This is a genomic window from Aquincola agrisoli, from assembly GCF_036621135.1.
Classification (GTDB): Bacteria; Pseudomonadota; Gammaproteobacteria; order Burkholderiales; family Burkholderiaceae_C; genus Aquincola; species Aquincola agrisoli.
Genome location: NZ_JAZIBG010000023.1, coordinates 65,576 through 76,586, shown reverse-complemented (window position 1 = coordinate 76,586; position 11,011 = coordinate 65,576). Strand labels below are relative to the sequence as shown.

At 71.2% G+C, this 11,011-nt stretch carries 12 protein-coding genes; 4 read left to right on the top strand and 8 right to left on the bottom strand.

Annotated features, from left to right (window positions below; translation table 11 throughout):
• Window positions 1–93: 93 nt before the first annotated feature.
• Complete coding sequence (locus tag V4F39_RS10110) at window positions 94–1,041, bottom strand: LysR family transcriptional regulator ArgP (RefSeq protein ID WP_332289223.1); 948 nt, start codon at window positions 1,039–1,041, stop codon at window positions 94–96.
• A 74-nt stretch (window positions 1,042–1,115) separates the two neighbouring features.
• Between V4F39_RS10110 and V4F39_RS10105 the strand changes: the two genes are divergently transcribed.
• Complete coding sequence (locus V4F39_RS10105; protein WP_332289222.1) at window positions 1,116–1,769, top strand: LysE/ArgO family amino acid transporter; 654 nt, start codon at window positions 1,116–1,118, stop codon at window positions 1,767–1,769.
• A 49-nt stretch (window positions 1,770–1,818) separates the two neighbouring features.
• Window positions 1,819–3,081, top strand: a complete 1,263-nt coding sequence (locus V4F39_RS10100; RefSeq protein WP_332289221.1) for an Hsp70 family protein — start codon at window positions 1,819–1,821, stop codon at window positions 3,079–3,081.
• 1 nt (window position 3,082) lies between these two features.
• On the opposite strand, the gene V4F39_RS10095 is transcribed toward V4F39_RS10100, so the two are convergent.
• The 7 genes from V4F39_RS10095 to V4F39_RS10065 form a co-directional block, all read right to left on the bottom strand.
• Entirely contained in the window at window positions 3,083–3,751 is a 669-nt protein-coding gene (locus V4F39_RS10095) for a YecA/YgfB family protein (protein ID WP_332289220.1), read from the bottom strand.
• Between the two features lie 212 nt (window positions 3,752–3,963).
• Window positions 3,964–4,377: a PaaI family thioesterase gene (locus tag V4F39_RS10090; RefSeq protein ID WP_332289219.1), complete on the bottom strand. Its 414-nt coding sequence runs from the start codon at window positions 4,375–4,377 to the stop codon at window positions 3,964–3,966.
• Window positions 4,378–4,408: 31 nt separating this feature from the next.
• A complete protein-coding gene (locus tag V4F39_RS10085; protein WP_332289218.1) occupies window positions 4,409–6,355 on the bottom strand; it encodes a PhoX family protein in 1,947 nt (648 codons plus the stop codon).
• A gap of 16 nt (window positions 6,356–6,371) precedes the next feature.
• Window positions 6,372–7,199: an ABC transporter permease gene (locus V4F39_RS10080; RefSeq protein WP_332289217.1), complete on the bottom strand. Its 828-nt coding sequence runs from the start codon at window positions 7,197–7,199 to the stop codon at window positions 6,372–6,374.
• Window positions 7,199–8,011, bottom strand: a complete 813-nt coding sequence (locus V4F39_RS10075; RefSeq protein WP_332289230.1) for an ABC transporter ATP-binding protein — start codon at window positions 8,009–8,011, stop codon at window positions 7,199–7,201. Before V4F39_RS10075 ends, V4F39_RS10080 begins: the two co-directional genes overlap by 1 nt.
• A 14-nt stretch (window positions 8,012–8,025) precedes the next feature.
• Window positions 8,026–9,030, bottom strand: coding sequence for an ABC transporter substrate-binding protein (locus tag V4F39_RS10070; RefSeq protein ID WP_332289228.1), 1,005 nt, complete (start codon window positions 9,028–9,030; stop codon window positions 8,026–8,028).
• Between the two features lie 127 nt (window positions 9,031–9,157).
• Window positions 9,158–9,613 (bottom strand): c-type cytochrome, encoded by a 456-nt coding sequence (locus tag V4F39_RS10065; RefSeq protein ID WP_332289216.1) that lies wholly within the window; start codon window positions 9,611–9,613, stop codon window positions 9,158–9,160.
• Between the two features lie 183 nt (window positions 9,614–9,796).
• Between V4F39_RS10065 and V4F39_RS10060 the strand changes: the two genes are divergently transcribed.
• Complete coding sequence (locus V4F39_RS10060; RefSeq protein ID WP_332289215.1) at window positions 9,797–10,480, top strand: cytochrome b/b6 domain-containing protein; 684 nt, start codon at window positions 9,797–9,799, stop codon at window positions 10,478–10,480.
• A 3-nt stretch (window positions 10,481–10,483) separates the two neighbouring features.
• On the top strand, window positions 10,484–10,978 hold the full coding sequence (locus V4F39_RS10055; protein ID WP_332289214.1) for a GNAT family N-acetyltransferase: 495 nt from the start codon (window positions 10,484–10,486) through the stop codon (window positions 10,976–10,978).
• Window positions 10,979–11,011 lie beyond the last annotated feature (33 nt).

The following is an 11,011-nucleotide window of genomic DNA, read 5'->3' as shown; positions in this document are numbered from 1 at the left end:
TGCGCAAGCTGCTGACCACGCTCAATGCCATGGTTCGCACCAACCAACCTTGGAACCACTCGCTTCACGGCGCTTGACTTCGAAGACGGTTACTCAGGGCTCGAGCGCCTGCGCCGCCTGTTGCGCCAGGGCGTCACCGATGCGGTGCAACAGCGTGGTGTCCGGCGTCGTTGCGCTGCGGGTATCGGCCTCGGGCTCGCTGCCCAGTTGCCAATGGTGCCAATGCAGCGTCACGGGCACCGAGGCTTCGGGCCGCACGCGCTGAAGCCGCCCGGCCGCGAGCGCGGCCTCGACCTGCAGCAGCGGCGCGATGCCGATGCCCCAGCCGCGCTCGGCCGCGGCGACGTAGGCCTCGGACGACGGCACATGCCGCTCGCGCAGGCGCACGTTGCGCAACCCGAAAGCGTCCTTTGCCCAGGCGCGGGCCATGCCGTCCTTGCGGTTGAACACCAGGAAGGGCGCGCGGCCCAGATCCGCCGCGCGCAGACCTTCCGGAAGCATCTCGGCGACGAAGGCCGGACTGGCCACGGCCACGTAGCGCATCACGCCGAGGCGCTGGACGCGGCAGCCGCGCAGCGGCTCGCCCACGCTGCTGACGCAGCCGAGCACGGCCCCTTCCCGCAGGGCCTCCAGGGTGAAGTCCTGGTCGTCGACCACCAGGTCGATGCCATGGCCTTCACGCAGGCCGGCCCGCATCAGGCCGTCGAGCGCCGGCAGCACCCACGTCGCCAGGCTGTCGGCGTTGACGCCAATCGGCACGCGCTCGCCGCTGGCCGCGCCGGCGCCCAGCTCGCGTGCTGCCTGGGCGCCCAGCGACTGCCACTGCCGGGCCAGGCGCAGCAGCACGCCGCCTGCGGCGGTGAACTGCAGCGGGCGCGTTCGAATGACCAGTGGCTGGCCCCACTGGGCCTCCAGGGCACGCACGCGCTGGGACACCGCGGAGGGCGTCAACGCGAGGCGGTCAGCGGCCCCGGCGAAGCTGGCGGTGTCGGCCAGCGCGACCAGGCAGGCCAGCCCACCCGCATCGAACGATGGACTCATGAAGATCCTCTAATGTTCAGCGATGTATTTTCAGCCAATGTTCATCAAGATCGATATTGCGGCACGATGCCGCCATGCCGATCCCACCGTCCATCGCCGCCGCTTTCCATGCACCCGACACCGTGGCCTTCTTGCTGGGCCTGGGAGTGATGGGCGGTTTGATCGTCGCCATCGGCGCGCAGAACGCCCTGGTGCTGCGGCAGGGCCTGGCGCGCAGGCATGTGGGGCCGGTAGTGGCGTTCTGCGCGGCCTCCGATGCGGCGTTGATCATGGCGGGCGTGTTCGGCGTAGGGGCCACGCTGGCGCAGTCGCCGGCCTGGATGGCGGTCCTGCGCTGGGCGGGTGCGGCGTTCCTGCTGTGGTGCGGGTGGCAGGCGGCGCGCCGCGCCCTCTCGCCGGGCCACGGCGGCCTGCACGCGGGCGGCGCCGCCGGCACGCTGGCTGCCACGCTCGGCACCACGGCCGCGCTGACCTGGCTGAACCCGCACGTCTACCTCGACACGCTGGTGCTGCTGGGCGCGGTGGCCGCGCAGCAGCCGCTGGGCGCCCGCTGGCCGTTTGCGGCAGGGGCCGTCGCCGCTTCGGTGGTGTGGTTCGTGTCGCTGGGCTACGGGGCCGCGGCGCTGGCGCCCCGGCTGGCGCGGCCCGGCACCTGGCGTGCGGTCGATGCGCTCGTCGCGCTGGTGATGTGGGCCGTGGCGGCGTCGCTGGTGGCCGGCGGGCCCTGAGGCCCGGCGCGGGCGCACTAGAATCGCGCCCCTTTTCGAAGGGGGCACGATGAAATCTGCCGGCTGTGCCATCGACTTCGGCACATCCAATTCCGCCATCGCGCTGCCGGGCGCGGGCCTCGTCGAGGTCGAGCCGGGCCACCGCACGATGCCGACCGCCGTCTTCTACGCCGTGGACGAGGCCCACGCCGCGGAGCCGGAGCGCAGCTACGGCCGCGCCGCGATGGCCGCCTACATCGACGGGCTGGACGGCCGGCTGATGCGCTCGATGAAGAGCATCCTCGGCTCCACGCTGGCCGACCAGCACACCGACGTGGGCGGCGGCAAGGCGGTGCGCTACCTGGACGTGATCGGCGACTACCTGCGCCATCTGAAATCGCTCGCCGAGGCGCAGGCCGGCGAACCGCTGACCCGCGCGGTGCTGGGGCGCCCGGTGGCCTTCGTCGACGACGACCCGGCACGTGACGGGGCCGCGCAGGCGGCGCTGGAACGTGCCGCACGCGGCGTCGGCTTCGACGAGGTGAGCTTCCAGCTGGAACCCATCGCCGCGGCCTTCGACTTCGAGCGGACCGCCGAACGCGAACACCTGGTGATGGTGGCCGACATCGGCGGCGGCACGTCGGACTTCTCGCTGGTGCGTGTCGGGCCCGCTCGGCGCGACCGCGTCGAACGCTACGACGACGTGCTGGCCAACCACGGCGTGCACATCGCCGGCACCGATTTCGACCGCCACCTCGAGCTGGCCAGCATCCTGCCGCTGCTGGGCTACCGCGGGCCCGGGCCCGGCGGACGCGAGGTGCCCAGCAAGGTGTACTTCGACCTGGCCACCTGGCACCTCATCAACACCGTCTATGCCCCCGGCCGCGTGGCCGAGCTGCGCCGCATGCGCGACTTCTACGCCGATGCACGCCAGCACGAGCGGCTGATGCGCGCCGTCACCTTGCGCCAGGGCCATGCGCTGGCGGCCCATGCCGAGGCGGCCAAGATCACCGTGGCCGGCGGGGCGGCGGCGACCATCGCCCTGGACGACATCGAAGCCGGCCTGCAGGCGGTGCTGGACGAGGCCACCGCGTTGCGGGCCCTCGATGCCGACCTGCAGCGCATCGTCGATGCCAGTTCGGCCACGGCGCGCCAGGCGGGTGTGAGGCCGTCCGATGTCGACGTGCTGTATTTCACCGGCGGCTCCACCGGCCTGACGCCGTTGGCGGAGCGCATCGCCGCGGAGTTTCCGCAGGCGCGCCAGGTGCGCGGCGACCGCTTCGCCAGCGTGGCGCAGGGGCTCGGCGAGCACGCCCGCCGGCTCTGGGGCTGATTCAGCGGCGCGGTTTGCCCGGCGGGCCCGGGCGTGCGCCGCGGGCGGGGCCGCGGCCCCTGGCGCCGGGCCTCGGCGCCGGCCGCGCCGGCGCGCGGGGCCGGGAAACGTCCGCCAGCAGCAGCGCGCTGCGGACCAGTCCGTCCACCGCCTCCGTCATGTCGGCAGGGGGTTCGAGCGTCTCGATCTCGGCCAGCAGCTCCTCCGCGTCCTCCAGGTCCTCGGGGTCGAGGTGGGCGAAGAGGGTGGCCAGGGGCTCGAGCATCTCGGGGCCGGGCAGGTCCATCAACGCGGGGAACAGCGACATCGCGGTCGCGAACCCCGCCACCCAGGGCATCACCGCCTCCGAGGGCGACGCCTCCTCGTCGAGCTCGAACACCCACGGATCGAACCACTGACGGTGCTCGATGGCCTGGTTCAGTTCGGCGTGGCGGCGCAGCACCAGGGCATGGAGGCGGTCCAGCGGGGTGCCCGGCGGCGCCGGCCGGCCGTCGACGTCGTGCACGTGCGCCAGCCACCGGGCGGCAGGCACCGGCCGCGGCTGCAGCAGCACGCCCACCAGGTAGCCGTCGAGCGCGCTGCATTCGAGCGGCTCCAGCGGCGCGGGGAGGGTGGCGAGCAGGCCGTCGAGTTCGGCGAACTCGTCGTCGGTCAGGGGCTTGGACGTCATGCGCGATTGTCGCGCTGGCGCGGGACGGTGGTGCCGCACCGCGTTGGCGCAGCGAAGCGAGAAAAATTCCTCACACTGGCAAATTGTGGGAAAAGTGATTCTAAATAGTCGGTTCCCGCCGCGGCGAATGTGATTTAATCAAATCCCCAACGACGTCCTTTTGAGGACTTACGGCCCGCCCCGCAAGAGGCGGGCCTTTTTTTGTCCGAAGCTCACTGCAGGATCATCTGCGTGCAGCGGAAGAGCGCGATGCGCCGCTGGCCGGGATCGAGCACCGTGGCGCTCCACACATGCGTACTGCGGCCCAGGTGTTCGGCGGTGCACTCGCAGGTCAGCGTGCCCTCGCGGGCCGTGCCGAGGAAGTTGTTCTTCAGCTCGATCGTGGTGAAGCTGCGCGCCCCGGCGGGCAGGTGCGCGATCGTCGCGTAGCCCGCCGTCGTGTCCGCCAGCAGGATGACGCTCGCCGCATGCAGGAAGCCGTTGGGCGCGAGCATCCAGGGCTCGATCTGCATGCGGGACGCCAGCCGCCCTTCGGCCAGGCCGGTGAGCCGGAAGCCGTACCGGTCGGGCAGCGTGCCGCGCTGGCGGGCGTGGAGATCGTCGAGGGTGATGTCGGTGCGCAGCATCTTGAGGGCCTCCGGGTTCGAGGGTGAAGGGTCAGGTTCCGATGACGCCGCCATCTTGCCGCCGGATCGCCACCGTTGCCGAGCGCGGCCGTCCGCCGGCAGGATCGGGCCAGCGCGAATACTGCTGAGGTGCGTCCGGCCGGCTCACGTCCGAGGGCGGTTCGCCGGGGTGCTGCACGTTGATGAACAGCGTGGTCTGGTCGGGCGTCATCGCGGCGCCGGTGATTTCGCAGTGCACCGGGCCGGTGAGGAAGCGCCGTACTTCGCCCGTCGACAGGTCGCAGGCGAGCATCTGGTTGTTGCCGATGCGTGCGAACTCACCCTCGTTCATCTGCGCGGCATGGGCGTCGGTCTGGATCCACAGCACGCCGCGGTCGTCGAACAGCAGGCCGTCGGGGCAGCCGAAGAAGTCGCCCCGCACGTCGCCCCGCGCCTCGGGCCGCGTGTTGCCCGGGTCGCCCGCGAGCAGCAGGTGGTTCCAGCGCATCGTGCTGCCGTCGAAGTCGCCGTCCTCCTGCCACCGGATGATCTGCCCCATCGCGTTGGCGGCCCGGGGATTGGCCGCATCGACGTCCGGCCGGCCGGGCTGGCCGCGTTGTGTGTTGTTGGTGAGCGTGCAATAGACCCAGCGCGACGCGGGATCGATCGCCAGCCATTCGGGCCGGTCCATCCGGGTCGCGCCGAGCAGGTCGCTGGCCTGCCGGGTCTTGATCAGCACCTCGCCCTGGTCGGCGAAGCCGTTGGCGGCGGTGAGGGGGCCCTGGCCGTGCACCAGCGGCAGCCAGCGGCCGGTGCCATCCGCATCGAAGCGCGCCACGTGCAGCGTGCCGTGGTCCAGCAGCTCGCGGTTGGCCTGCGCCGCGGTGAGGCCGCGCCCGGCCGGGGCGATGGGGTCGCGACTCACGAACTTGTAGATGTACTCGAAGCGGGCGTCCTCGCCCGAATACACCACCGCCCGGCCGTCACGGGTCACCGCCACCCAGGCACCCTCGTGGGCCGCCCGGCCCAGGGCCGTGCGCTTGACCGGCATGCTGGCCGGGTCCATCGGATCGACCTCGACGATCCAGCCGAAGCGATGGAACTCGTGCGGGTGGCGCGTGGCGTCGAAGCGCGCATCCTGCGCCGCCCAGGGATAGAAGCCCTGGCGCGCCATGCCCCAGCGCTTCTGGTCGGCGCTCAAGCGGTCGCCGCCGCTGAAGTAGAAAGCGAAGTTCTCCTCGCCCGCCAGGTAGGTGCCCCAGGGCGTGCGGCCGCTGGCGCAGTTGTTCAGCGTGCCCAGCACGGTGCGGCCCTGCGGATCGCCGGCGGTGCGCATCAGGCGGTGGCCGGCGGCCGGGCCGGCCAGGCCGAAGGGCGTCCGGGCCGTCAGCCGCCGCGCGAAACGGCTGGGCCGCACCAGCTGCCAGGCGCCGTCGTGCCACGCGACCTCCACCACGGAGATGCCGTGCGCGGCCTGCGACTTGCGCACGCCCTGCGGACTGTCCGGCCGCGTGCCCAACGGATGCAGCAGGCCCTCGTCGGTGTACTCGTGGTTCAGCACCAGCAGGCCGTGCCGCGAGGAGCCCTCGAGCGGATAGAACTGCAGGCCGTCGTGGTGCATGCCCAGTTGCGCGGCCTGGTCCTCGGCGCTGTTGCCGGCGTCGGGCCGCCACGCCGGCATGCGGGCCGGCAGGCCGACCGGGTCCCCCCAAGGGGCCAGCACCGTCGCGACATAACCCGGCGGGACGACGAGGGTGTCCGCGCGGGAGGGCGGCACGGCCTCGAAGCCCAGCCGGGGCGCTGCGGCCGGCCCCAGCCGCTGTGGCGGGCCGAGGGCGCCGCAACCTGGCAAGCCCGAGGCCCCAGCTCCGAACAGCGCGGCCATCGCGGCCCCGGCACTGCCGTGCAGCCAGCGCCTGCGCGCGGGATCGGAGACCTCGTGGATGCTCAGGTTGGACGACCGGTTGCTGTCCTCGAGCCGGGAGAAGTCCTTGGCCACCGGGTGCGTGCAGCCGTCAGAGCTTCTCGGTCTCGCCGGACTTCGGCTGCCACTTCATCAGCCGCCGCTCGATCTGGCCCACGAGCCCGTCGAGCACCAGCGCGAACGCCGTCAGCACCAGGATGCCGGCCATCACGGTGTTGATGTCGAACGCGCCTTCGGCCTGCAGGATCAGGTAGCCGACCCCCTGCGACGAGCCAAGGTACTCGCCCACCACCGCGCCCACGAAGGCCAGCCCCACCGAGGTGTGCAGCGAGCTGAACACCCAGCTCGTCGCGCTGGGCAGGTACACGTGGCGCAGCAGCTGGCGCGGGCTGGCGCCCAGCATGCGCGCGTTGGCCAGCACCACCGGGCTGACCTCCTTCACGCCCTGGTACACGTTGAAGAAGACGATGAAGAACACGAGCGTGATGCCCAGCGCGACCTTGCTCGCGACGCCCAGCCCGAACCACACCGCGAAGATCGGCGCGAGGATCACCCGCGGCATCGAGTTCAGCGCCTTGATGTACGGGTCGAGGATGGCGGCGGCCATCGGGCTCAGCGCGAGCCAGAGCCCGCAGCCCAGCCCGAGCAGCGTGCCCAGCCCGAAGGCCAGCACCGTCTCCAGCAGCGTGATGCCCAGGTGCCGGTAGATGTCGGCGCTGACGAAGAACCAGTCCCAGATGCGGCTGAGCACCTTCAGCGGCTCGCCGAAGAAGAAGGCGGCCTGCTGGTCGTTGTCGAACAGGAACGGCGGCACCAGGCCGGGCCGGGTGAGCACGTACCACACGGCGAACGTCGCCACGAGCACCGCGGCCTGCCACAGCCGGATGTTGCCGGGCCGGGGTTTGATCCATGCCAGCATCACGCCGCCTTCACCTGCAGTTGTTGGGCGTAGCCCTTGAGCACCTCGTCGCGCAGCACGTTCCAGATGGCCTGGTGCAGTTCCACGAAGCGCGGCGTGGTGCGCACCTCGGCCACGTCGCGCGGGCGCTCGAGGTCGATCACGAACTCGCCGATCGGCCGCGACCCCGGGCCGGCCGACAGCACGATGACGCGGTCGCTCATCGCGATGGCCTCGTCGAGGTCGTGCGTGATGAAGAGCACCGCCTTGCGCTTGGCGGCCCACAGCGCGAGCACCTCGTTCTCCATCAGCTGCCGCGTCTGCACGTCGAGCGCGGAGAAGGGCTCGTCCATCAGGATGATGTCGGGGTCGAGCACCAGCGTCTGGGCGAGGCTCACGCGCTTGCGCATGCCGCCCGACAGCTGGTGCGGATAACGGTCGCCGAAGCCGCCGAGCCCCACGCGCCGCAGCCATTCTTCCGCCTGCGGCCGCGCATCGGCTGCGCCCCGGAACTCCAGGCCCGCCATCACGTTCTGCGCCGCGGTGCGCCAGGGCATCAGGCTCTCCGCCTGGAACATGTAGCCCGCGCGCCGGTTGGTGCCCTGCAGCGGCTGGCCGAACACCTTCACGCTGCCGGTGCTGGGCGACAACAGGCCGGCCGCCACGTTGAGCAGCGTGCTCTTGCCGCAGCCGGTGGGGCCGACCACCGAGACGAACTCGCCGGCCCCCACGGTGAGCGAGACGTCGCGCACCGCGGTGTAGCGCTGCGATGCGTCGTCCTTGCTGACGAAGGTGCAGGCGACGCCCGCCAGCTCCAGCGCGGCGGCACTCACGGGGCCCGGCGCGCTCATGCCTTCGGATACTTCGTGTTGGCCTTGCGGGCGAAGTCGTTCGTGTAGACCGCGGCCAGGTCGACCTTGGCCTTGGCGATCTCCGGGTCGATGCTGGCCAGCGCGCGCAGCGCGGTCTCGGCGCCCCTGTCGGGCACCAGGCCGTCCGGCGACAACGCCCCCTTGGCGGCCACGAAGGCATCGATGTAGACCGCGCGGTCGCCGAGCAGGAAGGCGTCGGGCACCACCTTGATGATGTCGCCGCCGCCAGCGGCCTGGATCCACTTGTCGGCGCGCACGATCGCGTTCGCCAGCGCCTGCGTGGTGTTGGGATGCTTGTCGATGAACGGCTGCGGCGCATACAGGCAGGCCGCGGGCATCGGGCCGCCGAAGACACGGTCGGCTTCCGCGACGATGCGGGTGTCGGAGACGATCTTCAGGTCGCCCGAGCGCTGCAGCAGCGTGATCACCGGGTCGAGGTTGCTGATCGCGTCGATCTGGCCGCTGCGCATCGCGGCCACCGCCCCCTGCGTGGCGCCCACGCCGATGATGCTGACGTCGCTGGGCTTCAGGCCGGCCTTGGCCAGCACGAAGTTCGTCATCACGTTGGTCGAGCTGCCCGGCGCGGTGACGCCGATCTTCTTGCCCTTCAGGTCTGCGACCGTCTTGAAGTTGGGCATGGTCTTCGGGTTCACGCCCAGCACGATCTGCGGCGCGCGGCCCTGCAGCACGAAGGCGCGCAGGCGCTGGCCCTTTGTCTGCATGTTGATGGTGTGCTCGAACGCACCCGAGACCACGTCGGCGCTGCCGCCCACCACGGCACGCAGGGCCTGCGAGCCGCCGGCGAAATCGACGATCGAGACCTCCAGCCCCTCGTCCTTGAAGTAGCCGAGCTGCTCGGCCACCGTCAGCGGCAGGTAGTACAGGAGGTTCTTGCCACCCACGGCCAGCGTGAGCTTGGGCTTTTCGAGGGCCTGCGCACGCACATACGCGGGCAGGGCGATCAGCGAGGCGGCGGCCATGAAGGAGCGGCGGTGCAGCATGCGGGTCTCCAGTCTGTTTGGCGCCGGACTGTACCCAAGTGGTCCGCGGCGCGCGTCCGCACCGACCCGATGACCCGCGCCGCCGCTCGCTTCGCGGCTGGCCGTGCTACTTCGCGCGGAAGTCGTCGTGGCAGGCCTTGCAGCTCTGCGCAGTGCTGCCGAACGCGGCCTTCAGCTGGTCGAGGCTGCCGGTCCGGGCAGCGGTGTTGAGCTTGGCGACCTCTTCCTGCATCTTCGTCGCGGCGGCCTTGAACTTGTCCTGCTCCTTCCAGACCTCGGGCTTGGCCTTGGTGTTGTGGCCCTTCTCGGTGCCCTCGCCGAAGGCGGCCCAGGGCAGCTTGGACAGCGAGGCGACGACCTCCGCGTTGTCCGTGGCGGCCTTGGCATCGAACGGTGCGCGGCCATTGGCCATCGCGCCGATCCGTCCGAAGTGCTGGCCCAGCATGAACAGCGCACCCTGGCGGTACTCGATGGCGTCTTCCGCCTTCTGGAACTGGGCTGCGGCAGGCAGTGCCGCGGCCGCGAGCAGTGCGGCCAGGACAAACGGGGTCGTTTTCTTCATTCAACTCTCCTGAGCGATGGCGTTGGGACGAGACGGCCCTGCGGTGCAGGGCTGAACGAGTGTACGGACCGCGAATGGCACTTGTTCCATGGCCGAGTCCGCCGGCGGCACTTGATCTCTCGGCTGGAGCGGCGGCCGGCAAGCGGTTATCTTGTCGGCCTGTGTCTGGACGGAGAGCCTCGGATGAACGGTGGGCCGCTGCAACGCATCAGGGTGTGGGACGTGCCGACCCGTGCCTTCCATTGGGCGCTGGCGGTGGCGGTGGTCGCGCTCGTCGTGACCGCCAAGGTCGGCGGCAACGCGATGGCCTGGCACTTCCGCCTGGGCTACCTGGTGCTGGCGCTGCTGGCGTTCCGCGTGCTGTGGGGCCTGGTCGGGGGCCGCTGGTCGCGCTTCTCGAGCTTCCTCTACGGCCCGGGCAGCGTGCGCGCCTACCTGCGGGGCGAGGCCGGCCCGCAGGGGCGCTTCGACGTGGGCCACAGCCCGCTGGGGGCCTTGTCGGTGTTCGCGCTGCTGGCGGTGCTGGCGGCGCAGGTCGGCACCGGGCTGGTCGCCGACGACGAGATCGCCAACCAGGGCCCGCTGTACCGCTTCGTCTCCGGCGACACCGCGGCCGCCGCCACCGGCTGGCATGCCGGCTACGGCCAATGGATCGTCATCTCGCTGGTGGTGCTGCACGTGCTGGCCATCGCCTTCTACCGGCTGGCGCGCCGCCGCGACCTGCTCGGGCCGATGCTGTCCGGCGACAAGCGGCTGCCGGCCGGGACGCCACCCTCCGCCGACCATGCCGGCACGTGGGGGCTGGCTGCGGTGCTGCTGGCGGCCTGCATCGGCGCGGCCGTGTGGGTGGCGTCGCTGGGAGGCTGAGGGATGAGCGAAGCGCCGCGGATCGAGGTGGTCGAGCCCTGCACGCCCGCGCTGCTCGACGCGACCGGCCGCATCTTCCGCGAGTACGCCGAAGGCTTGGGCGTCGACCTGGATTTCCAGAACTTCGACGAAGAGCTGGCCACGCTGCCCGGCGTGTATGCGCCGCCGCAGGGCGCGTTGCTGCTGGTCTTCGTGGACGAAGAGCTGGCGGGTTGCGGCGCCTTCAGGCCGATGCCAGATGCCGACTATCCCAATGCCTGCGAGATGAAGCGGCTGTACGTGCGCCGTGCCTTCCGGCGCTTCGGACTGGGCCGGTTGCTGGCGCAGGCGCTGATGGACCGCGCCCTGCAGGCCGGCTACTCCAGCATGCTGCTCGACACGCTGGACGACATGGAAGTCGCCCGGGACCTGTACGGCTCGCTGGGCTTCGAGGAGATCCCGCCGTACTACTACAACCCGCTGCCGGGGGCGCACTACCTGAAGGCGGACCTGGGCTAGCGGTGTCGGCACGGCGTTAGGATGGCTCGCCCG